At 63.9% G+C, this 21,483-nt stretch carries 22 protein-coding genes and 1 other RNA gene; 7 read left to right on the top strand and 16 right to left on the bottom strand.

Translation table 11 applies throughout. The features are described from left to right. Nucleotides 1-11 precede the first annotated feature (11 nt). The 4 genes from CW305_RS20290 to CW305_RS20275 form a co-directional block, all read right to left on the bottom strand. Nucleotides 12-1,802: a GGDEF domain-containing protein gene (locus tag CW305_RS20290; protein WP_104098790.1), complete on the bottom strand. Its 1,791-nt coding sequence runs from the start codon at nucleotides 1,800-1,802 to the stop codon at nucleotides 12-14. Continuing rightward, entirely contained in the window at nucleotides 1,799-2,668 is an 870-nt protein-coding gene (locus CW305_RS20285) for an endonuclease/exonuclease/phosphatase family protein (protein ID WP_041015059.1), read from the bottom strand. The genes CW305_RS20290 and CW305_RS20285 overlap by 4 nt, the downstream gene beginning before the upstream one ends. Before the next feature lie 6 nt (nucleotides 2,669-2,674). Continuing rightward, nucleotides 2,675-3,304 (bottom strand): thiol:disulfide interchange protein DsbA/DsbL, encoded by a 630-nt coding sequence (locus tag CW305_RS20280; RefSeq protein ID WP_014818661.1) that lies wholly within the window; start codon nucleotides 3,302-3,304, stop codon nucleotides 2,675-2,677. A 182-nt stretch (nucleotides 3,305-3,486) separates the two neighbouring features. Next, nucleotides 3,487-4,119, bottom strand: a complete 633-nt coding sequence (locus CW305_RS20275) for a c-type cytochrome (protein WP_014818660.1) — start codon at nucleotides 4,117-4,119, stop codon at nucleotides 3,487-3,489. 267 nt (nucleotides 4,120-4,386) lie between these two features. Between CW305_RS20275 and yihA the strand changes: the two genes are divergently transcribed. Beyond that, nucleotides 4,387-5,040, top strand: coding sequence for a ribosome biogenesis GTP-binding protein YihA/YsxC (gene yihA / locus CW305_RS20270; protein ID WP_014818659.1), 654 nt, complete (start codon nucleotides 4,387-4,389; stop codon nucleotides 5,038-5,040). Nucleotides 5,041-5,223: 183 nt separating this feature from the next. Here yihA and gcvP read toward each other — a convergent pair whose 3' ends face one another. The 10 genes from gcvP to CW305_RS20220 all read right to left on the bottom strand — a co-directional run bounded on the left by gcvP (nucleotide 5,224) and on the right by CW305_RS20220 (nucleotide 17,564). Continuing rightward, nucleotides 5,224-8,100 (bottom strand): aminomethyl-transferring glycine dehydrogenase, encoded by a 2,877-nt coding sequence (gene gcvP, locus CW305_RS20265; RefSeq protein ID WP_104098789.1) that lies wholly within the window; start codon nucleotides 8,098-8,100, stop codon nucleotides 5,224-5,226. 58 nt (nucleotides 8,101-8,158) lie between these two features. Beyond that, nucleotides 8,159-8,548 (bottom strand): glycine cleavage system protein GcvH, encoded by a 390-nt coding sequence (gcvH, locus tag CW305_RS20260; RefSeq protein ID WP_003303288.1) that lies wholly within the window; start codon nucleotides 8,546-8,548, stop codon nucleotides 8,159-8,161. 52 nt (nucleotides 8,549-8,600) lie between these two features. Then, on the bottom strand, nucleotides 8,601-9,683 hold the full coding sequence (gcvT, locus tag CW305_RS20255) for a glycine cleavage system aminomethyltransferase GcvT (protein WP_104098788.1): 1,083 nt from the start codon (nucleotides 9,681-9,683) through the stop codon (nucleotides 8,601-8,603). Nucleotides 9,684-9,895: 212 nt separating this feature from the next. Beyond that, nucleotides 9,896-11,512 (bottom strand): ABC transporter permease, encoded by a 1,617-nt coding sequence (locus CW305_RS20250; RefSeq protein WP_014818655.1) that lies wholly within the window; start codon nucleotides 11,510-11,512, stop codon nucleotides 9,896-9,898. A 118-nt stretch (nucleotides 11,513-11,630) separates the two neighbouring features. Beyond that, nucleotides 11,631-12,632, bottom strand: a complete 1,002-nt coding sequence (locus CW305_RS20245; RefSeq protein ID WP_101275390.1) for an extracellular solute-binding protein — start codon at nucleotides 12,630-12,632, stop codon at nucleotides 11,631-11,633. 112 nt (nucleotides 12,633-12,744) lie between these two features. Then, nucleotides 12,745-13,965 (bottom strand): 2-octaprenyl-3-methyl-6-methoxy-1,4-benzoquinol hydroxylase, encoded by a 1,221-nt coding sequence (locus CW305_RS20240; protein WP_104098787.1) that lies wholly within the window; start codon nucleotides 13,963-13,965, stop codon nucleotides 12,745-12,747. Then, the gene (locus CW305_RS20235) at nucleotides 13,965-14,453 is read right to left on the bottom strand and encodes a DUF4442 domain-containing protein (protein WP_014818652.1); all 489 of its coding nucleotides are present in this window, start codon (nucleotides 14,451-14,453) and stop codon (nucleotides 13,965-13,967) included. Before CW305_RS20235 ends, CW305_RS20240 begins: the two co-directional genes overlap by 1 nt. 25 nt (nucleotides 14,454-14,478) lie before the next feature. Beyond that, the gene (gene ubiH / locus CW305_RS20230) at nucleotides 14,479-15,657 is read right to left on the bottom strand and encodes a 2-octaprenyl-6-methoxyphenyl hydroxylase (protein WP_104098786.1); all 1,179 of its coding nucleotides are present in this window, start codon (nucleotides 15,655-15,657) and stop codon (nucleotides 14,479-14,481) included. A gap of 1 nt (nucleotide 15,658) precedes the next feature. After that, nucleotides 15,659-16,993, bottom strand: coding sequence for a Xaa-Pro aminopeptidase (pepP, locus tag CW305_RS20225; RefSeq protein ID WP_104098785.1), 1,335 nt, complete (start codon nucleotides 16,991-16,993; stop codon nucleotides 15,659-15,661). 16 nt (nucleotides 16,994-17,009) lie between these two features. Further along, entirely contained in the window at nucleotides 17,010-17,564 is a 555-nt protein-coding gene (locus tag CW305_RS20220) for a YecA/YgfB family protein (protein ID WP_104098784.1), read from the bottom strand. 130 nt (nucleotides 17,565-17,694) lie between these two features. On the opposite strand from CW305_RS20220, the gene CW305_RS20215 reads away from it, so the two are divergent. The 4 genes from CW305_RS20215 (at nucleotide 17,695) to CW305_RS20200 (ending at nucleotide 19,036) form a co-directional block, all read left to right on the top strand. Next, complete coding sequence (locus CW305_RS20215; RefSeq protein ID WP_003303302.1) at nucleotides 17,695-17,904, top strand: TIGR02449 family protein; 210 nt, start codon at nucleotides 17,695-17,697, stop codon at nucleotides 17,902-17,904. After that, nucleotides 17,901-18,215 carry a cell division protein ZapA gene (locus CW305_RS20210; protein WP_003303305.1) on the top strand — a complete coding sequence of 105 codons (315 nt, stop codon included), beginning with the start codon at nucleotides 17,901-17,903 and terminating at the stop codon, nucleotides 18,213-18,215. The genes CW305_RS20215 and CW305_RS20210 overlap by 4 nt, the downstream gene beginning before the upstream one ends. A 33-nt stretch (nucleotides 18,216-18,248) precedes the next feature. Next, nucleotides 18,249-18,427: non-coding RNA, 6S RNA (gene ssrS, locus CW305_RS20205), on the top strand. 6 nt (nucleotides 18,428-18,433) lie between these two features. Further along, nucleotides 18,434-19,036: a 5-formyltetrahydrofolate cyclo-ligase gene (locus CW305_RS20200; RefSeq protein ID WP_104098783.1), complete on the top strand. Its 603-nt coding sequence runs from the start codon at nucleotides 18,434-18,436 to the stop codon at nucleotides 19,034-19,036. 28 nt (nucleotides 19,037-19,064) lie between these two features. Here the strand turns inward: CW305_RS20200 and CW305_RS23530 are convergent, their stop codons facing one another. Further along, the gene (locus tag CW305_RS23530) at nucleotides 19,065-19,217 is read right to left on the bottom strand and encodes a hypothetical protein (protein ID WP_014818647.1); all 153 of its coding nucleotides are present in this window, start codon (nucleotides 19,215-19,217) and stop codon (nucleotides 19,065-19,067) included. Nucleotides 19,218-19,412: 195 nt separating this feature from the next. Between CW305_RS23530 and CW305_RS20195 the strand changes: the two genes are divergently transcribed. Further along, complete coding sequence (locus CW305_RS20195; protein ID WP_104098782.1) at nucleotides 19,413-19,862, top strand: EVE domain-containing protein; 450 nt, start codon at nucleotides 19,413-19,415, stop codon at nucleotides 19,860-19,862. Nucleotide 19,863: 1 nt separating this feature from the next. Here the strand turns inward: CW305_RS20195 and CW305_RS20190 are convergent, their stop codons facing one another. Next, nucleotides 19,864-20,250, bottom strand: coding sequence for a flagellar basal body-associated protein FliL (locus tag CW305_RS20190; protein ID WP_236690575.1), 387 nt, complete (start codon nucleotides 20,248-20,250; stop codon nucleotides 19,864-19,866). Between the two features lie 228 nt (nucleotides 20,251-20,478). Between CW305_RS20190 and CW305_RS20185 the strand changes: the two genes are divergently transcribed. Continuing rightward, nucleotides 20,479-21,459, top strand: coding sequence for an NADPH:quinone oxidoreductase family protein (locus tag CW305_RS20185; RefSeq protein ID WP_090520706.1), 981 nt, complete (start codon nucleotides 20,479-20,481; stop codon nucleotides 21,457-21,459). Nucleotides 21,460-21,483: the final 24 nt, after the last annotated feature.

The following is a 21,483-nucleotide window of genomic DNA, read 5'->3' as shown; positions in this document are numbered from 1 at the left end:
AGGGCAGCCGGTCAGGCCGCCTCGACGCGATTGCGCCCCGAATCCTTGGCCCGGTAGAGCGCGCTGTCGGCACGCTCGAAGGCACGCTCGGTGCTGTCACCTTCGCTGAACGCGGTCAGGCCGGCCGAGAGCGTGATGGCAACGCGCTCGCCCTTGAAATGGAACGGACAGCTGCCGATCGACTCACGCAGCGACTCCATCAGCTGCAGCCCTGCCTCATAGGGCGTGTTGGGCAGCAGCACGACGAACTCCTCGCCACCGAAGCGGGCGATGAAATCGGTCTTGCGCAAACGCTTGTGCAGCTCGGTGCCAATGATCTTCAGCACCCGATCACCAGCCAGGTGACCGTAGCCATCGTTGACCCGCTTGAAGTGATCGACGTCCAGCACGGCCAGCAGCAGGTCGCCGCCGTAACGTTGCCAGCGGGCGAACTCGAGCTCCAGGCGCTCGTTCCATGCCGCCCGGTTGGGCAGGCCGGTCAGCGGATCCTGCAGCGCTTTCTGACGCTGCTCCTCCAGGTGCCCGCGCAGGCCGCGTGCTGCCTGTTCGAGGCTGCCGACCCGGCTGACCAACTGCTGCAGGCGCTCACCGAGCTTCTGTTCCTGCTCGCTACGCTGTTGCCGGTAGGTGTCCACCGTGGTCAGCAGGCCATCCAGGCGCGCCTCGACCACCTGCTTCAGGCTGGTCAGATCCTTGGCCTGGCGCATGCTGTCCTGCAACCCGCCGACCTGTTCTCGCAACTCCGCATCCAGCGCCTGAGCGGCGTCGCGTCCTTCGTTATGCCCCTGGTGCGCGGCGAGGAGATTTTCCTGCATCGCAGTCAGGCGCTCGTTGAGCGTTTGCAGGTAGTTTTCGAAATCCCGCTGGCCCTGGTCGCTGAAGGCGATCATCAGCATCGCGAGATCGTCCAGCACCGGCACCAACTCATACCAGTTCAAGCCGTGCTGGATGCGCGCCCGCAGCGTCTGCAGTTGCGGCTGGTGCTGTTCCGGCAGATGAAGGCTGTCCAGCAGGCTGCCGAGGGTCGCCTCCACGCGGTCCGCGACGACGCTGAACGCGGGCTCCGGCGAATCCGGCAGGGCGTATGCAGCCGCGTTCTGCTCCGCCTCGGTTTCCGCGATAGCTTCTTCGGCGGCCGGTGCCTCGGCCGGCGTCTTGGCAAGCGGCATGTCCTCGAGCAGCGGGGCAGCCTGAACGGCAGGCTTGGGCAGCCCTAGCGCTTCCACTACTACCGGGACAGCGTCGACCTCATTGACTGCGGCGGGCGGCGCCAGCGGCATGTCCCGCCCGCCAAACAGGCGCTTCAGAAAACCGCTCTGCTGCGGCGCCGCCAGCCCCTGCAGATCCAGCACCTGGCCCTGCAGGTCACTCAGCTCGCCGAGCAGCACCGGCAGCTCACGCAGCCTGGCGGCACGCTGGTCCAGCTCCTTGGCAAATCGCTTGAGCGGCTTGCGCAGCTCCGCCGGCACCGACATGCCCAGTAGCTGGGAGACCAGCCGATGCAAAGCCTCGGTCAGGCGAACGGCCCGTTCCTGGCGGTGGCGTTCGGATTCCAGCACAGCCTTCTCCAGGCGCGGCACCAGCTGGCTGAGCCCCTCATCCAGATCACCGTCGCGGAGGATCTCTCGCATTTCGTGCAGGCAGCGCTCGACCGCGGGATCGGCACCCTCCACCGCCAGGCTGCTACGCACCAGGCTGCGCCGCAGTAGATCGACGCGCTGCTCCCAGCGCGCTTCGAGCTGCTCCTGCCGCTCAGCGAGCTGAAGATACTTTTCCTTCCAGCGTTCGACTTCTTCGCTCATTTCGTTTCTTGTACCTGTACCGGCAGGGAATCGGCCTGAAGCGAGTCCGGCAAACGGATCTCCACTGCCACCGGCAGATGGTCGGAGATCGGCAGCGCCAGCACATCGACACGTTCCAGCGTCAGGCTCGGGCTTAGCAGAATATGGTCCAGACAGCGTTGCGGTCGCCAGCTCGGGAATGTCGCTTCGATCTGCGGCGCGAGCAGGCCGAGATCGCGCAGCGGCGAATTTTCCAGCAGATCATTGGCGTGGGTATTCATGTCGCCCATCAACACCTGATGCCGATAGCCGCCAATCAGCTCGCGGATATAGGCCAGCTGGCGCGTCCGCGCCCCGCCTCCCAGGGCCAGGTGCATCATCACCACAACCAGCGCGTCCGGTCCCTCGCCGAAACGCAACAGAATCGCCCCGCGCCCGGAAGGGCCAGGCAGCGGGTGATCTTCCAGGCCTTGTGGTTCGAGCCGGCTGAGGACGCCGTTGCTGTGCTGGGCGAAACGCCCGAGATTGCGATTGAGCTGCTGATACCAGTAGGGAAAGGCGCCCAGATGGGCGAGGTGCTCGACCTGATTGACGTAACCGGAGCGCAGACTGCCACCGTCGGCTTCCTGCAGGGCGACCAAATCATAGTTACCCAGTACTTCGCCGATGCGCTGCAGGTTGCTGGCGCGACCGGGATGCGGCAGCAAATGCTGCCAGCTGCGCGTCAGGTAGTGGTGGTAGCGCTCGGTGCTGATGCCAACCTGGATGTTGAAGCTAAGCAGCCTTAGCCGCCCATCGGCGGGCAGCCCGCTACTGGCCAGGCACTGCGAATTGACGCGCGCCTTGCCTGGGCCGGCAAGGCGCGGAGCGCTCCAACGGCGCAGCATCGCGGGTTACCGCGCTGCGCGTTCTTTTTCGATGAGGAAGTCCGCCACCTGCAGCGTACGCTCCGGGCCGCCAGACGAGCCGAGGTCGAAGCGGTACTTGCCGTTGACGATCATCACCGGTACGCCGGTGATCTGATAAGCCATGCCGAGCTTCTTCGCCTGCTCAACCCGGCCACGTACACCAAAGGAGTTGTAGGCCTTGAGAAACGCCTGCTTGTCGATGCCCTGACCGGCGAGGAAGTCAGCCATTTCCTCGGGAGTGGCGAGCTTCTTGCGTTCCTGGTGATAGGCGGCAAACACCGCGTCATGCACCTTCGGCTCGACACCCATGGATTCCAGGGCGATGAACAGCTGCCCATGCGCATTCCAGATGCCACCGAACATGGCCGGAATACGCTTGAACTGGACGTCATCCGGCAGCTGTTCGGCCCAGGGCTTGATCACCGGTTCGAACTGATAGCAGTGCGGACAGCCATACCAGAACAGCTCGACCACCTCGATCTTGCTCGGGTCGGCAACGGGGACCGGGCTGCTCAGCTCGACATATTCCTTGCCGGCCTGAAACTCCGCTGCCTGGGCTGCGACACCGAACAGGCTCGCAGCGGCAAAAACGGCAGTGAGTAGGAAATTGCGCATGAAATACTCCTGTTTACGACGGACCGATGGCGCAACAGGCTGCAGCAAAACGTCAGGACTCGCCAGCGTTTTTCATCCGCGCGTTTAAAGCCGTGACGAAGATTGTGTAGCCCGGCGTGAAAACGCAAAAGGGCGCCGGAGCCAACGGCCCCGACGCCCTTCTGTTCAACCTGCCGCTGTTATCAGTGCAGGCCCTGGATGTAGCTGGACAGCGCTTCGATGTCCTTGTTGCTCAGCTTGGCGGCGACGCCACGCATGATCATGGTGTCGCCGTCGTTGGTGCGATTGCCTTCGCGGAAGTCGGTCAGCTGCTTGGCGGTGTACGCCGCGTGCTGCCCACCCAGCTTGGGGAAGCCAGCCAGGTCGTTACCGACGCCGTTGGGTGCGTGGCAACCGGTGCACGCCGGCATGCCCTGATCGAGCTTGCCACCACGGAACAGTTTCTCGCCCTGCTTTGCCAGAGCCGGATCGGCGTAACCAACACTGCCCTTCTGGCTTGAGAAGTAGGCGGCGATGTCTTCCAGATCCTGATCACTCAGCGGGTCCAGCATGCCGGTCATTTCCAACACCTTGCGACCTACGCCTTCCGGGGCACCCGGTGTGCTGCCAGCCTTGATGTCCTGCAGTTGCTTGAGCAGGTAACGCTCACCCTGGCCAGCCAGTTTCGGGAAATTCGGCGCCGGGCTGTTGCCATCGACACCGTGGCACGCACCACACACTGCAACTTTGCCCTGACCAGCTTCGGCGTCTCCAGCCGCGTGGGCCATACCGGTGATGCCAAGGGTCAACAGCAGACTCACGAGTACTTTGTTCATCAGCTAATCCAACTACGGCTAAGGGTTTGAAAGGAATTCATCGGGTCGCGCACGGCCATCGAACCGGGGCGACGCTCGTTATAGTGGCACGCTGGGCATCCGCATTGCGGTGGTAACTACCGCCGCACCGGCGTCCGGATCAGGCTGAACACCACACGTGGCCCGATATCAGGCCAAAGCGCACATAAAAACTGCGGCATTATATACTCCCGTTTCTGAAACGGAAACGAACCATTGCCGCACCCGCGTGCACTCACCGGAACGACCATGCTACCGAAAAACCCGATTCTCGGCCTTTGCCAACAGGCCACCTTCATGATCAGCGCCGCCAAGGTCGATCAGTGCCCGGCCGACGAGGGTCTGGAAGTAGCCTTTGCCGGCCGTTCCAACGCAGGCAAGTCGAGCGCGCTGAACACCCTGACTCATGCCAACCTGGCGCGCACTTCGAAGACCCCGGGCCGCACCCAGCTGCTCAACTTCTTCCGCCTCGATGACGAACGCCGACTGGTCGACCTGCCCGGCTACGGCTACGCCAAGGTGCCGATCCCGCTCAAGCAGCACTGGCAGCGCCACCTGGAAGCCTACCTGGGCAGCCGCGAGAGCCTGGCCGGCGTGTTCCTGATGATGGATATCCGCCATCCGCTGACCGAGTTCGACCGCATGATGCTGGACTGGGCGAGCGCCAGCCAGATGCCCTTGCACATCCTGTTGACCAAGTCCGACAAGCTGGCCTTCGGCGCCGCGAAAAACGCGTTGCTGGCCATCCAGCGCGATATCCACAAAGGCTGGGGCGCCGATGTCAGCGTCCAGCTGTTCTCGGCACCGAAGCGGCAGGGGGTCGAGGAAGCGCAGCTGGTGCTGGCGAACTGGTTGGGAATGCTGGACGAGGCAGCCGAAGACGAGCACGAGCCTGAGGCATAGAGTGGGGCAGGCGTCGCCGATTCCTGCAGCCCTGAGCCGGAGCTCCGGTGGATGTAAAAAGCGACATCCACCCTACGAAGTCCAGCGCCAATCGCTAAAACCACCCGAATTTCAACGCACCAATCGCCTCGCAGAAGCCGGAAAGGCGCCAGGAATCGACGCCCACCCGGCCCTCAGCGCAACTCAGTCGCGATAGGCATCCACCGGCACGCAAGCGCAGAACAGGTTGCGATCGCCGTAGACGTTGTCCACGCGGTTCACCGCCGGCCAGTACTTGTGGGCACAGGAGTGGGCGCTCGGCGTTACCGCTTCGGCGATGCTGTACGGCCGGCCCCACTCACCGATCACGTCAGCCAGCGTATGCGGCGCGCGCACCAGCGGATTGTTGTCCGCCGGCCACTCACCACCCTGGACCTTGGCGATCTCCGCGCGGATGCTCAGCATCGCTTCGACGAAGCGATCCAGCTCGGCTTTCGACTCGCTCTCGGTGGGCTCGATCATCAACGTGCCGGGCACCGGGAAGGACATGGTCGGCGCGTGGAAGCCGTAGTCCATCAGGCGCTTGGCGACGTCTTCCTCGCTGATTCCGGTCTCGGCCTTGAGCGGGCGCAGGTCGAGGATGCACTCGTGGGCGACGCGGCCGTTGCGCCCGGCGTAGAGCACTGGGAAGGCGTCGCCCAGGCGATTGGCCAGGTAGTTGGCGCCGAGAATCGCGACTTCCGTGGAGTCGCGCAGCTGCGGGCCCATCATGACAATGTACATCCAGCTGATCGGCAGGATGCTCGCGCTGCCCCAGGGCGCTGCGCTAACCGCGCCGTTGCCTGGCTGCGGGCCTTCCAGTTCGACCACTGGGTGATTGGCCACGAACGGTGCCAAGTGCGCCTTGACGCCGATCGGCCCCATGCCTGGGCCGCCACCGCCATGCGGGATGCAGAAGGTCTTGTGCAGGTTCATGTGCGAGACGTCGGCGCCGATGTCCGCCGGCCGCGCCAAACCGACCTGAGCGTTGAGGTTGGCACCGTCCATATACACCTGGCCGCCGTGAGCGTGGATCGCGGCGCAGATCTCGCGCACGTTTTCTTCGTAAACGCCGTGGGTCGACGGATAGGTGATCATCAGGCAGGACAGACGATCACCGGCCTCGGCGGTCTTGCGCTTGAGGTCTTCCAGATCGACGTTGCCGCCCTTGTCGCACTCGACGATGACCACGCGCATGCTGACCATCTGCGCCGAGGCGGGGTTGGTGCCATGGGCCGAGGACGGAATCAGGCAGATGTCGCGCTGCCCTTCGCCACGGCTCTCATGATACTTGCGGATCGCCACGAGTCCGGCGTATTCGCCCTGAGCACCGGAGTTGGGCTGCATGCTGATCGCGTCGAAACCGGTGATCGCGCAGAGCCAGGCTTCCAGCTCCTCGATCATCAGCTTGTAACCCTGGGCCTGACCGCGCGGAACGAACGGATGCAGGTTGGCGAACTCAGCCCAGGTGATCGGGATCATCTCGCTGGTGGCGTTGAGCTTCATGGTGCAAGAACCGAGCGGGATCATTGCCTGGTTCAGCGCCAGGTCCTTGTTCTCCAGCTGCTTGAGATAGCGCAGCATCTCGGTTTCGCTGTGGTGCGAGTTGAATACCGGGTGGCTGAGGTAGTTGCTCTCGCGCAGCAACGCCTCGGGGATTCCGCCCGGCAGCTCGCTGGCATCCAGCGTAGCGATGTCGAGGCCGTGATCGGCACCGAGGAAGATCGCCAGGAGCTGTTCAACGGTGCGCTCGTCGCAGGTCTCGTCGAGGCTGACGCCCAGCCGGCCGCGGCCGAGGATGCGCAGGTTGATCTGCGCCGCTTCGGCGCTTTCGATGACCGCAGTCTGCGCGCCACCGACCTCAAGGGTCAGGGTGTCGAAGAAATGCTGGTTGACCCGCACGATGCCCTTCTGCTCGAGGCCTGCGGCGAGAATAGCGGTCAGCCGGTGGACGCGCTGGGCGATGCGCTTGAGGCCCTGCGGGCCGTGGTAGACGGCGTAGAAGCCGGCGATGTTGGCCAGCAGCACCTGGGCGGTGCAGATGTTGGAGTTGGCCTTCTCGCGGCGGATGTGCTGCTCGCGGGTCTGCAGCGCCATGCGCAGCGCGGTGTTGCCGCGGGCGTCCTTGGACACGCCGATGATGCGGCCCGGCATGCCGCGCTTGAACTCGTCGCGACTGGCAAAATAGGCCGCGTGCGGGCCACCGTAGCCCATCGGCACGCCGAAGCGCTGGGTCGAGCCGAGCACGACGTCGGCGCCCAACTCGCCCGGCGGGGTCAGCAGCAGGAGGCTGAGCAGATCGGCGGCGACGCAGGCCAGCGCCTGCTGCGCATGCAGCTGCTCAATGGCCGGACGCAGGTCGCGAATCTCGCCATGGGTATCCGGGTACTGCAACAGCGCGCCGAACACTTCCTGTCCGGCCAGCTCGTCCAACGTGCCGACCACCAGCTCGAAACCGAACGCCTCGGCGCGGGTCTGCACCACGGAGAGCGTCTGCGGATGGCAGTTCTCCTCGACGAAGAAGCGGTTGCTCTTGCTCTTGGCCATGCGCCGAGCCAGGGTCATGGCCTCCGCCGCTGCGGTGCCTTCATCCAGCAGCGAAGCGTTGGCCAGATCGAGCCCGGTGAGATCGATGATCATCTGCTGATAGTTCAGCAGCGCTTCCAGACGGCCCTGGGCAATTTCCGGCTGATAGGGCGTGTAGGCGGTGTACCAACCCGGGTTTTCCAGCACGTTGCGCAGGATCACCGGCGGGGTGATGGTGCCGTGGTAGCCCATGCCGATCAGGCTGGTCCAGAGCTGATTCTGCTCCGCATAACCACGCAGCTTGGCCAGCGCGGCCTGCTCGTCCAGCGCCGCCGGCAGGTTCAGCTCGGCCTGCAGGCGGATCGCCGGCGGCACGGTCTGCTCGATCAGCTGTTCGCGGCTGCTCAGGCCCAGCGCGTCGAGCATGGCCTGCTGTTCGCCCTGATCCGGGCCGAGGTGACGGCGCAGGAAGGCATCGGGTTGCTGGAGTTGGGAAAGGCTCGGCATATACGGCATGGTCGCTACTCTCGGAAAAACAAAAGCCCCGACAGAGCGGGGCTTTTGCGGATGATGCTTAGGCGTCGGCGTCGCAGGCGGCCTGGTAACCGGCCGCGTCGAGCAGCTTGTCCAGCTCCGACGTATCGCTCGGCTGCAGGCGGAAGAACCAGCTGCCGTACGGGTCGCTGTTGACCAGCTCGGGCGAATCGGCAAGCGCCTCGTTGACCGCGATCACCTCTCCAGCCACCGGCGCATAGATGTCGGACGCGGCTTTCACCGATTCGACCACACCGGCTTCCTGGCCGGCATTGAGCTGGCGCCCGACCTCGGGCAGCTCGACGTAGACCACATCCCCCAGCGCTTCCTGGGCGTGATCGGAGATACCGACGGTGATGCTGCCGTCCGCTTCGAGACGGGCCCACTCGTGGCTGGCGGCGTAACGCAGATCGCTGGGGATATTGCTCATTGTTGGGTCCTCAAGGCTGTTGACAGCAGTCGCGCAAAACAGTCGGTCGAATTTACACCAGTACCTTGCCGTGGCGCACGAATGTCGGCTGCACGACCCGCACCGGATACCACTTGCCACGAATCTCCACTTCCGCGCGCTCGGCGGTCCCGGCCGGCACGCGGGCCAGGGCGATGGACTTGCCAAGCGTAGGAGAAAAACTGCCGCTGGTGATCTCGCCGTCGCCGACGCCATTCACCCGCACCACCTGATGAGCACGCAGTACGCCGCGCTCCTCCAACACCAGGCCGACCAGCTTGGGCAGGTCGTCACGAGCCCGCTGCTGCTCCAGGGCGGCACGGCCGACGAAGTCACGCTCGGTCGGCTCCCAGGCCACGGTCCAGCCCATGTTGGCCGCCAGCGGCGATACGTCTTCAGTCATGTCCTGGCCGTACAGGTTGAGGCCGGCCTCCAGACGCAGGGTGTCGCGCGCACCGAGGCCGATCGGCGGGATGCCGGCGCCGACCAGCTCGCTGAGGAAGTCCGGCGCCTGCTCCGCGGGCAGGATGATTTCCAGGCCATCTTCGCCGGTATAGCCGGTACGCCCGATGAACCAGTCGCCATCGGCCATGCCCTGAAAAGGCTTGAGATCGTGAATCAGCCCTGCCCGGGCCTGGCTCACCAGCTCGGACGTACGCGCGCGTGCATGCGGCCCCTGGATGGCCAGCATGGCCAGCTCGGGGCGCTCTCTGACCTCGACGGCGAAGCCGGCCGCCTGGGCCTGCATCCAGGCCAGATCCTTGTCGCGGGTGCTGGCATTGACCACCAGGCGATAACCCCAGTCGGTCAGGTAGACGATGAGGTCATCGATCACCCCGCCGCGCTCGTTGAGCATCGCGGTGTAAAGCGCCCGACCGGTGCTTTTCAGGCGTACCACGTCGTTGGCCAGCAAGCGCTGCAGATAGTCGCGGGCCTGCTCGCCGGAGACATCAACCACTGTCATGTGCGAGACGTCGAACACCCCGCAGTCACGACGAACCTGATGATGTTCTTCTACTTGGGAGCCGTAATGCAGTGGCATGTCCCAGCCACCGAAGTCGACCATCTTGGCACCGAGCGCAAGGTGCTGATCGTAGAGGGGAGTACGCTGACCCATGGGTTTCTCCTTCCGGGCAGGTCGCCGAATCGGCATTGGAAAAGTCAGTAGAGCCGGGCCCTGCGGGGGTCGGCGACTTTCGAATGGCGCGCATTGTAGCCCCAAGGTGACAGCAGGTCACGGCAGATCAGGTGGCAGGAGACTGGAGGTCGAATGGCGGCCCGCAGTAGCGCGGCTGCGTCGCTCAGCACCCTGCCGCCAGAGCTGCGTGACTAGCCAGGGCGCCGCGCCGAACGGCGAATCAGCAGCACCACCGGCAGCAGTCCGACCAGCACCAAGGTCAGTGCCGGGAGCGACGCGCGGGCCCATTCGCCTTCACTGGTCATTTCGAAGATGCGCACGGCCAGGGTGTCCCAGCCGAATGGCCGCATCAGCAAGGTCGCCGGCATTTCCTTGAGCACGTCGACGAATACCAGCAGTGCCGCGCTCAGCGTGCCCGGCAGCAGCAACGGCAGGTAGACCCGGAAGAACAGCGCCGGGCCACCGACACCCAGGCTGCGCGACGCCTGCGGCAGCGAGGGGCGAATCCGCGCCAGGGCGTTTTCCAGCGGGCCGAAGGCAACCGCCATGAAGCGGATCAGATAGGCCAGCAGCAACGCGCCGAGGCTGCCGAGCAGGATCGGCTTGCCGCCAGCGCCCAACCAGCTCGACAGCGGAATGACCAGGTGCCGGTCGAGGTAACTGAACGCCAGCATGATCGAAACCGCCAGTACCGAACCCGGCAAGGCATAGCCGAGATTGGCCAGGCTCACCGCGCTGCGGATCGAGCGCACCGGCGCCTGACGTCGGGCGAAGGCCAGCAGCAGCGCCACGCTCACAGTGATCAGTGCGGCGATAGCACCGAGATAGAGCGTGTGCAGGATCATACCGGCGTAACGCTCGTCGAGATCGAAGCGACCGCGTTGCCAGAGCCAGGCCAGCAGCTGCAACAGCGGGATGATGAACGCGCAGAGAAATACCAGGCCGCACCAGGCGCTGGCCGCAAACGCCTTCACACCGGTCAGCCGATACAGCGCCGCGGAGCGCGCTCGCTCATTGGCCGGTCGCGCAGCACCGCGCGCCCGGCGCTCGCCGTAGAGCACCAGCATCACCGCCAGCAACAACAGGCTGGCCAGCTGGGTGGCGCTGGTCAGACTGAAGAAGCCGTACCAGGTCTTGTAGATCGCAGTGGTGAAGGTATCGAAGTTGAACACCGACACCGCACCGAAGTCAGCCAGGGTTTCCATCATTGCCAGGGCCAGACCGGCACCGATCGCCGGTCGCGCCATCGGCAGCGCCACGCGCCAGAAAGCCTGCCAGGGCGACTGGCCGAGCACCCGCGCCGCTTCCATCAGTCCCTTGCCCTGAGCGAGAAAGGCCGAGCGCGCCAGCAGATAGACATAGGGGTAGAACACCAGCACCAGCACCGTGATCACACCGCCCGTGGAGCGCACTCGCGGAAAGCGAATGCCGCTACCGAACCACTCGCGCGCCAGGGTTTGCACCGGACCGGCGAAATCGAGCAGCCCGATGAAGACGAACGCCAACACATAGGCAGGAATCGCGAACGGCAGCATCAGCGCCCAATCCAGCCAGCGGCGTCCGGGAAATTCGCACAATGCCGTCAGCCAGGCGAGGCTGACGCCGAGCACCACCACGCCGATGCCCACGCCGAGAACCAGCGTCAGGGTATTGCCCAGCAGACGCGGCATCTGCGTGTCCCACAGGTGCGACCAGATCTCGGTATCGATACTGCTCCAGCTGAACAGCAGGATGCTCAGTGGCAGCAACACCAGGGCTGCGACAGCAAACGTGATGGGATACCAGCGGCGCTCGACGGGATGGGACACTCAAGCCTCGACAGCAAAAAAGACGACGCCCCGGACCAGGCCGGGGCGCCGAGTATAACCGCAGCGGTGAACGTGGCGGCCGGAGCTGCACGTCACCGCTGCAAGCGCGGAGGGCTGATCAGTTCCAGCCGGCGCGATCCATCAGCTTGATGGCTTCGGCCTGACGCTTGCCAGCCACTTCCACCGGAATGGTATCGGCCTTGAACTCGCCCCATGCCGCTACTTCGGCCGAAGGCTTCACGCCCGGGTTGGCCGGGTATTCCATGTTGATGTCGGCGAAGATGCTCTGCGCCTCTTCGCTGGTCATCCACTCCACCAGCTTGCGCGCGGCGTCCGCGTTCGGTGCGTGCTTGGTCAGGCCGATGCCCGACAGGTTGACGTGCACGCCGCGGTCTTCCTGGTTCGGCCAGAACAGCTTGGCCTTGAGCTGCGGGTTCTGCGCGTGCAGACGACCGAAGTAGTAGGTGTTGACGATGCCGGCATCGCATTGCCCGGCGTCGACGGCCTGCACCAGCGCCGTGTCGTCGGCGAAGACGTCGGTGGCGAGATTGCCGACCCAGCCCTTGATGATCTCTTCGGTCTTTTCGGCGCCGTGAGTCTCGATCATGGTCGCGGTCAGCGACTGGTTGTACACCTTCTTGCTGGTGCGCAGGCACAGGCGGCCGTCCCAACGCTCGTCGGCCAGCGCCTCGTAAGTGCTCAGCTCGCCGTCCTTGACCCGCTCCGGCGAGTAGACGATGGTCCGTGCGCGCAGCGACAGGCCGGTCCAGGCGTCGTTGGAGGAACGATACTGGGCCGGGATGTTGTCCTTGACCACCTGAGAGTTCAGCGGCTGCAGGATGCCCATTTCCTCGGCTTGCCAGAGGTTGCCGCCATCGACGGTGAGCAGAAGGTCCGCCGGGGTGTTCGCGCCTTCGGCCTTGATGCGGGCCATCAGCGGGGCTTCCTTGTCGGTGATGAACTTGATCGCTACACCGGTCTTCTCGGTGTAGGCGTCGAACACCGGCTTGATCAGCTCATCGATACGCGAGGAGTAGACCACTACTTCGTCGGCAGCCTGGACGGCACCCGACAGCGCCGTCAGCGCCAGGGCGGCGAGTAAACCTTTGCTTGCCTGCATGGAACAGCCTCTTGTTGGTGAGTTGGAACAGAGGCTGAATAGTAGTGAATGTTATTTACCTTCTCAATGCGACAAATCGTGCAGGTAATGTTTTGTAAATATCAATCTGACATCAGGGCTTGGCGAGTTCCGGCAGATCGCCGCTCAATCCGAGCGCCTGACGAACGAACAGCGCCTTCGCCTCCGGTAGCGCTTGTACGGCCTTGAGACCGGTATTGCGCAGCCAGCGCAGCGGCAGTGGATCAGCCTGGAACAGCCGTTCGAAGCCTTCCATGGCTGCCATCATCGCCAAGTTGTGCGGCATGCGCCGACGCTCGAAGCGGCTCAGCACCTGCACATCGGCCAGCCGCTCACCGCGGGCAATCGCCGCCTTGAGCACTTCCGCAAGCACGGCAGCATCCAGCAGGCCAAGATTCACGCCCTGCCCCGCCAACGGATGAATGGTGTGTGCGGCATCGCCGATCAACGCCAGGCCCGGCTGCACATAGCGTTTGGCATGGCGTTGGCGCAGCGGGATGCACAGCCGCGGATCGACTTCGAGTACTTCGCCCAGGCGCTCCTCGAAGGCTCGACCAAGCGCCATTCGGAATGCCGCGTCATCCAGCGCCATGAGCCGCCTGGCTTCGGCTTCAGTAACCGACCAGACAATCGAGCACCAGCGCCGGTCGCCATCGCGCTCGAGCGGCAGAAATGCCAGGGGGCCGTCATCGGTGAAGCGTTGCCAGGCCGTACGCTGGTGCGGCTCGCTGCAACGCACGCTGGTGACGATGGCCTGATGCAGATAATCCCATTCGCGGGTTTCGCAACCAGCCAGGCGACGTATCGCCGAGTTGGCGCCGTCTGCCGCGATCAACAATGCAGTGTGCAGTTCGCGACCGTCGGCGAGCGTCAGCTGCCAGCCCTCGTCCGTGCGCACCAGCTGCTCGACGCGGGCATTGCCGATCAGCCGCGCCTGACCATGGCGCTGCATGGTTTCCAGCAGGGCATCCTGCACAATCCGGTTTTCGACGATAAGACCGAGAACTTCGGCGTGCACCGTTTCGGCGGAAAAGTGAATCTGCCCGGTGCCCGAGCCGTCCCAAACGTGCATGTCGGTGTAGGGGCTCGCGCGGCGAGCGGCGATGCCCGGCCAGGCACCGACCCGCTGCAGGATGCGCTGGCTGGCTGCGGACAGCGCACTGACCCGCGGTTCGAAGCCGCCCTGCGGGTCGAAGTCGACGACCTCGAGCGGGCTCGCATCGAGCACGACGATCTTCAGCCCGCAACCTTCGAGGGCGAGTGCCAGGGTACTGCCGACCATGCCGGCACCCACGATGATCAGATCCGCTTGCATCACTTCTCTCCTGGCTGCCGCGCCCGCGGCTTGAGTCGTATGTAGAGGGTCTTCTGCACCCGTGCCACCAGCGTGCCCTCGCCGTCGCGCACTTCGACATGCATTCTGGGCAGATACTTGCTGCCGTCGGCCGTGTGCGCGCGGATCTCATCCAGCAGCCTGTCGCTGATGGCGAATTCGGCGTAGACCGCGCCGCGCCCAGGGCTGACGAATTCTATGTTGGCCGCCTTGTCCCAGACGATGTAGTCGCGCCCGAGATTCTCCATCAGCATCAGCACGAAGAACGGGTCGACCATCGAATACAGCGAGCCACCGAACTGCGTACCGACATAATTGCGGTTGTACCAGCGCAGCACCATCTTGACCTGAACCAGGCGCATATCCGCGCTGATGTGCCGCACCCGAACACCGGCTCCGATGTATGGCGGGTAGAAATTCATGGCCCAGCGCAGAAACCGCGCCTTGCGCGCCAAACGGGAGCCGCTCATGCCGAGTCCTTTTGGTTGCCGCTTTTCAGCCAGCGCGAGTGCCCAGGCCCATCGCCTGGCGCGCAAACCAACGCTTGGCGGCGGGCATGAGGTCCAGCCCGAGCAGACCGAGATTGCGTCCGGCCGCGACCAGCCGACCGGAATCACCGAACAGCCGGGTGACCTGATCGGAGAAACCGACCGTCACGCGCTGATCGAAGCGCTGCCTGCGGGCGTACTCCTGCAGCACCGCCAGGTCGCCCAACGCGGCGTCGCTGCGCAGCAAAGCGACGCTCAGCGCCTCCACATCACGCAGCGACAGGTTGTAGCCCTGCCCGGCGATCGGGTGCAGGCTGTGCGCCGCGTTGCCGAGCACCACCAGACCCGAACGTACCTGCTCTTCGGCCTCGATCAGCGTCAGCGGATACAGATGCCGGGCACCGACCTGCTGCAAAGCGCCTAGGCGATAACCGAAGGCTTCCTGCAGTTCACCGAGGAAAACCGCCTCGTGCGCCTGCGCCAGGCGCGCGGCATCGGCCTGGGAGCGCGTCCATACCAGCGCACAACGATCATCCTGCAGCGGCAGCAGCGCCATCGGGCCATCTTCGGTGAAGCGCTCGAACGCTAGACCGCCGTGCGGTTTGCCTGGCGTGATGTTGGCGATGAGCGCGGCCTGGCCGTACGGCCGGCGCGACACCTGGATACCAAGCTGCTCGCGCAGCCCGGAGCGGCCACCATCTGCGAGCACGGTGAGGTCGCACTCCAGCTGCTGACCATCGGTAAAACTCAACCGGTAACCGGTGGCGCCGGGCTCCAGTCGCTCAACCTCGGCCGGACAGTGACGGACCACCACCTGATCATCCAGCGCCTGCCACAGGCAATGTCCGATCCAGGCGTTCTCGACCACGTAACCCAGCGCCTCGACGCCTTCGCGTGTGCAATCAAGGCGTGCCGCCCCGAAACTGCCGCGCTCGGATACATGAATGCGCAGAATCGGCTCGGCGCGCTCGGCGATGCGTTCCCATAGGCCCAGGCGCTGGTAGATCAGCCGGGTGCCATAGGACAGCGCGGTGGAGCGCGCGTCATAACTCGGCTGGTACTCGTGGCCGGGCTCGAACGGCTCGATCAGATGAATCCGCCAGCCGCGCTCACGGGCGCCATCCTGCAAGGCCAGCGCGAGACTGGCACCGACCAGCCCGCCACCGATGATCGCCAGGCTCTGCATGTCAGGCGACCTGCTCACGAGCGGCGGCCATCAGCGCCTCGATCTCGGCGACGCTTTTCGGCACGCCACCGGTGAGGATTTCGCAGCCGGTCCGGGTCACCACCACGTCATCCTCGATGCGCACGCCGATGCCGCGCCACTTCTTGGCGACGTTCTGACTGTCCACGGCGATATAGATGCCCGGCTCGACGGTCATCGACATGCCCGGCTCGAGCACGCGCCACTCGCCGCCGATCTTGTAGTCGCCGACGTCATGCACGTCCATGCCCAGCCAGTGCCCGGCGCGGTGCATGTAGAAGGGTTTGTAGGCCTCGCTTGCGATCAGTTCGTCGACCTCGCCCTGCAGCAGGCCCAGCTCGACCAGCCCGGCGGTGATTACCCGCACGGTGGCCTCGTGGGCCTCATTCCAGTGCTTGCCGGGTGCGATGTGCTTGAAGGCCTCTTCGTTGGCGGCCAGCACCAGTTCGTAAATGGCCTTCTGCTCGGGCGAGAAGCGGCCGTTGACCGGGAAGGTGCGGGTAATGTCGCTGGCGTAGCAGTCGATCTCGCAACCGGCGTCGATCAGCACCAGGTCGCCATCCTTCAGCGGCGCATCGTTCTCGCGGTAATGCAGGATGCAGGCATTGCGACCCGCAGCGACGATGCTGCCGTAAGCCGGCATCTTCGCCCCGCCCTTGCGGAACTCGTAATCCAGCTCGGCTTCCAGGTGGTACTCGAACAGGCCGGCGCGGCTGGCCTGCATGGCACGGATGTGCGCACGAGCGGAAATCTCCGCGGCATGCTTCATCACCTTCACCTCGTTGCTCGACTTGTACAGGCGCATGTCGTGCAGCAGGTGATCGAGCGCGACGAACTCGCTAGGCGGCTGCGCACCCTGGCGGGCCTTGGCGCGGATGGTCTTGATCCACTCCATCAGCCGATGATCGAAGGCTTCGTTGGTGCCGATGGCGTAGTAGACACGGTCGCGGCCTTCGATCAGCCCGGGGAGGATGTCGTCGATGTCGCCGATGGGAAAGGCATCGTCGGCACCGTATTCACTTATCGCGCCGTCCTGCCCGGCACGCAGGCCATCCCACAGCTCGCGTTCGGGGTCGCGTTCGCGGCAGAACAGCACGTATTCGCCATGCTCACGCCCGGGAATCAGCGCGATCACCGCCTCCGGTTCGGGGAAGCCGGACAGGTACTGAAAGTCGCTATCCTGGCGGTAGACATGCTCGACATCGCGGTTGCGGATATACATCGGCGCCGCCGGCAAAATGGCGATGCTGTTGGGTTCCATCTGCTCCATCAGCGCCTTGCGCCGGCGGGCGTATTCCGATTTCGGGATGCGAGTCATGAGCGGAACGATTTCCTCAATGCAGGGAAGGTTTCGGAGCAGCAGGTACCGGCTTGGCGCACTCGGTGAACAGCAGCAACGGCGCCACGCGCAGGTACTCCATCACTTCCATGTAATCGGTCTCGCCATCTTCGGACTCTTCCAGCGAGTCCTGAATTTGCGCGATGGCCGAGAGATCCTGCAGTACTTCCATGGCCTCGGCGCTCAGCGCGCGGTCGCCAGCAGTCAGACCGAAGCCGACGAGAAAGCCCTGGCACCACTGGCCCAGCGCGACAGCGCGCTCGGCCAGCGGCGCATCATCGCTGGGCAGCAGCAGAACGACGGCGATGTCGTCGCCGGCAAGCTCACCCTTGACCATCTCCTGCAGGCCGATCAAGGCCTGACGGATATTGTCCTGCGGCGCTTCGCCAAGTAGGTCCGAGGCATCGGTCAGCCAGGGTTCGACATCGAAGCCGGCACCGGCGCAGCTGCGCCCGAGCAACAGGCCATGCAATTCGGCAGGAGAAACAGTTTGCGGTGCGCCAGCCAGAAGTGTGGCGAAAGCGGCATATGGGGAATTCTGAATGGACATGGCGGCTAGGCGCACGATGGCGCAATGACTAGAATGAAGGCTTCGTATCCTAGCACCGGCGGCCGCGGCAAGACCATCGAAGCCCCCGGGCATCGCCTCCGTCTTCACTCAGTGCCCCAACAGGAATCCAATGGAAGACGCCGATCTGAAAGCGCTGACCACCAAGCTGGAGCAGCTGATTCAGCGCATCGAACAGCTCAAGGCGCAGAACCACCTGCTACTGGCCAACGAGCGGAACTGGCGTGAAGAGCGCGCTCATCTGATCGAAAAGAACGAAATGGCCCGCTTGAAGGTCGAATCAATGATTTCGCGCCTGAAAGCCCTGGAGCAGGACTCATGACCCAGCCGAACACCGTCACCGTGCACATCATGGACAAGGAATATTGCATTGCCTGTCCGCCAGAGGAACGCAGCAATCTGGAAGGCGCGGCCCGCTATCTGGATCGCAAGATGCGCGAGATCCGCAGCAGCGGCAAAGTCATCGGCGCCGACCGCGTTGCGGTGATGGCCGCGCTGAACATCACCCACGAACTGCTACACAAGCATGATCGCCTGGATGCCGAAGCCAACAGCGCGCGCGAGCACGTACGCATGCTGCTGGAGCGCGTCGACAGCGCACTGGCCACCGACCCGAACCCTTCCGGCAACTGATCAACGGCAGCCGGTTTGCGTTATACTCCGCCCAACTCCCTGGCATGTTCGCCAGTCGGCGATGACCCTCTCCCGATAAGCAACACCATGGAGGCTACACGTGGTGCCGGTGTGCATGTCCGCCTGACGGAAAGCCTTAAGGTACTCTGTAGTCGCCACCTTGAACTCTCGGGTTCAAGGGCCTACGCTGGCAGCGGCATGCTGGGGAGCCACTTCTGATGATCGTAGCCGAAGGCCTTTCGCGCCCGGCGCTACGCCGCAAGCTGCGCCACGCTCGACGCCAACTGAAACCCGCCCAGCAGCGCCTGGCCGCTCGCCATCTCTATCGGCAGCTGGCTCAGCATCCCCGGTTTCGGCGCGCCCGGCATATCGCCCTGTACCTGCCCAATGATGGCGAAATCGATCCGCGCCTATTGCTGCAAGCGGCTCAGCGCCGCGGCAAGGCAACCTATCTTCCGGTACTCAACCCCTGGCCACGTACGCGCATGGTGTTCCAGCGCATCGAGCCCGGCGAACAGCTGCGCCGCAACCGCTTCGGCATTCTGGAACCCGTGATCCGGGCCGCTCGGCAACGCCGTGTCTGGGCGCTGGACCTGCTGCTCATGCCACTGGTGGGCTTCGACGGAAAGGGCGGACGGCTTGGCATGGGTGGCGGCTTCTATGATCGCAGCCTGGCGTATCGCGCCATGCGCAAAAAAAGTCACAAACCGACATTGTTGGGACTGGCTCATGAATGTCAGCGCGTCGATCGACTGCCGCTGGAGAGCTGGGATGTAGCGCTTCAGGCTACGGTGACGGACCAGGGCTGGTACGCCGGGTGATGGAACGCCGCGTCCATGCGGCACGAGGTCATCGCTGCTGAGCCTGCTGCACCTGAATGACTGGGGCCATGCCGGCCGCGCCATCGTGCTGATCCCACAGACTCTGCGTATAGCCCGTGGTGACTACGCCGAGACCAAAGATAAAGACCAAAATCCACAGAATATCGGGCTTACGTTTCATTTGTGTTCGCCTCCCCCTACCAGGCGAAATGCTTGCGTCGAGTCGATGTGTTTTCGTTCTAGGACTCGATAGGCCACCTTACAGCTGCGGCATTTTCCGTGAAGCGTCGGCACCGCGCAAACAGGTATTGCAGCCGATTGTCGGAGATTTTGCCATCATGGTCTGATCGAACCGTCTGATAGGAGAGCAAGGTTCATGCCTTACTGGCTAATGAAGTCCGAACCCGACGAATTTTCCATCCGGGACCTGAAAAAAATGGGTCACGGACGCTGGGATGGTGTACGCAACTACCAGGCGAGAAACTTCATGCGCCAGATGCAGGAAGGCGATCAGTTCTTCTTCTATCACTCCAGTTGCGCCGAGCCAGGAATCGCCGGCATCGGCAGGATAAGTCGCAGCGCCTATCCCGATCCCACTGCCCTAGACACTGCCAGCCCCTATCACGATGCCAAGGCTCGCGATGATGCAAATCCGTGGAGCGCGGTCGATGTCGAGTTCGTCGACGCCTTTGCGACACCGTTGAAATTGGCGCGCCTGAAAATCGAGCCAGCACTGCACGAACTGGCACTGGTGAAGAAAGGAAGCCGCCTGTCGGTGATGCCGGTCAGCGAAGACGAATGGCAGGCGATCCTGGCGATGCGCTGAGCTACTGGATGATCAGATTGTTGAACAGCAGATCATCCACCAGCGGTTTGCCTTCTTCCTGCTCCAGCACCTCGCGCACCTGGCGCAAGGCTTCCTGACGCAGCTGTTCCTTGGCTTCGGGGCCGCTCAGCGTCTCGTCGGTCTGCTGGGAAAACAGCATCACCAGCTGATGGCGAATCAGCGGCTCGTGATGCTTGACCCGATCCTCCACCTCCTTGCTGGAGATACGCAGCGCAACATCGGCCTTGTAGTACTTCAGTCGCTCGCCGGAGCCGTAGTTGCCAACCATCGCAGGCGTCAGCGCGTAATAGATGGCCTGTGGAGCAGCGGACTCTTCGGCCGGCTCATTGGCTCGAACGGCTCCAGCAAATGCCAGACAGAAAAATATCGATAGTAGGTATTTCACGCAGCAGCTCCAGGAGGAATCTGCGCCAGCATAACCAGTCGCAGCGCAACCCCCAAGCCGTTGCACGACCGCCTGCTACTTATACGCCGCCATTACAGTGAACGATGCTGATTGCCTCGCCACGCAGCGCTCCTAGACTGGAAAGTCCTGAGCAGTCGAGCCATCCCATGTCGGGCGGCAAGCGTCCGACCAGTCGAACAAGGAAAAGCGATGAAAGCCGTCCTGTGCAAAAGCTTCGGCCCGCCCGAAAGCCTGGTTGTCGAAGATGCCCCCTCCCCTCAGATCAAGCCGAGCGAGATCCTGCTCGACGTGCATGCCGCCGGGGTGAATTTCCCTGACACGCTGATGATCGAGGGCAAGTATCAGTTCAAGCCGCCGTTCCCGTTCTCGCCTGGCGGCGAGGCGGCGGGCGTGATTGCCGCAGTCGGAGAGAAGGTCAGCCACCTCAAGGTCGGCGACCGGGTCATGGCGCTCACCGGCTGGGGCAGCTTTGCCGAACAGGTTGCGGTGGCCGGTACCAACGCACTGCCGATCCCGCCGAGCATGGACTTCGAGACCGCTGCCGCTTTCAGCATGACCTACGGCACCTCAATGCATGCGCTCAAGCAGCGCGCCAATCTGCAACCCGGCGAGACCTTGTTGGTGCTCGGTGCCTCCGGTGGTGTCGGCCTGGCTGCCGTGGAAATCGGCAAGGCCATGGGCGCGCGAGTCATCGCCGCCGCTTCCAGCGCCGAAAAGCTGGAGGTGGCGAAGAATGCCGGCGCCGACGAACTGATCAACTACAGCGAAGTCAGCCTGAAGGAGCGCCTGAAGGAACTCACCGGCGGCCAGGGTGTGGATGTCATCTACGATCCGGTGGGCGGCAAGCTGTTCGAGGAAGCCTTCCGCAGCATCGCCTGGAACGGCCGCATGCTGGTGGTGGGTTTCGCCGCCGGTGGCGACATTCCGGCGTTGCCGGCCAACCTGCCGCTGCTCAAGGGTGCCGCACTGATCGGCGTGTTCTGGGGCGCCTTCGCCCAGCGTCAACCGCAGGACAACGCCGCGAATTTCCGTCAGCTGTTCGCCTGGCATGCAGAAGGCAAGCTCAAGCCGCTGGTATCGCAACGCTTTGCGCTGGAAGAGGCTGGCCAGGCTATCGCCACGCTGGGGCAGCGCAAGGCGGTCGGCAAGCTGGTGGTGCAGGTGCGCTAATGCGCAGAAGGGAAATGCAGGAAG

It is taken from the genome of Stutzerimonas kunmingensis (genome assembly GCF_002929225.1).
Lineage (GTDB): Bacteria > Pseudomonadota > Gammaproteobacteria > Pseudomonadales > Pseudomonadaceae > Stutzerimonas.
This window is presented reverse-complemented; position numbering and strand designations above follow the sequence as displayed.